Annotated in this window: 1 pseudogene; it reads right to left on the bottom strand. The window is 19.1% G+C overall.

Going from position 1 to position 828, the window contains the following annotated elements:
- Positions 1-596: 596 nt before the first annotated feature.
- A pseudogene (locus tag BN346_RS21120) lies at positions 597-828 on the bottom strand (transposase); the annotation flags it as partial.

Below are 828 nucleotides of genomic sequence, written 5' to 3'. Positions count from 1 at the left end.
AGATTTATTATATATCTAATCTAATATACATATTTAAAATTTATTTGTATAATGCCAGTTTAAAGTTATATTGCTATATTATTCTTTTATTTTCTCTTATATGTTATTAATGATACACTAGGTAAAGTATTTAGACTTTAATAACAACTTTCCTTGTTATTACGGTCTAAAAAATATAATTTACTATTATTAGATTGTATTTGTATATCAATATAAATGAATTATAAATTATAAAATTCTAATATAATTTTTCATAATAAACCGTATATTAAATTTTTAACTTTTTATTTCCTAACTAGTGATTTAAAAAAGCTAACTATATATAGAGAAAACTTACAAATAGTATAATTAAATAAGTATAAAAATTATATATATTGATAACTTATTAAAGAGTTAAAATATAAACATGAGCCATTAATCTATACATGAACTTATCAAAAATATTTAATTGTATATTAACCCTTAGGGAATATATTCTAGTTATATTTTAACCAATATATTTTAACCAATATATTTTTATCTAATTAAAATATATTGCTATCAATGAGTACATTGCAACTTTTTCTTTAAACAATAAATAATTTAATTTTATACAATCATAACCACCCGTTAAACGTGTCTATATATTCTTTTAAACTTAATTGCTTATACTCAAAATCTTCTTTTATTTGATTTCTTATATATTCTTATATTATTTCTCTATTTATTCCTACTGTATCAACATAATATCCCCTATACCCAAATTGTCTATTTCCATATTTATATTTCAAGTTTGCATGTATATCAAATATTATAAGCGAACTTTTCCCCTTTAAATACCCCATAAAT

Source organism: Clostridium ihumii AP5, assembly GCF_000612845.1.
GTDB classification, from domain to species: Bacteria; Bacillota; Clostridia; order Clostridiales; family Clostridiaceae; genus Clostridium_J; species Clostridium_J ihumii.
This window is presented reverse-complemented; position numbering and strand designations above follow the sequence as displayed.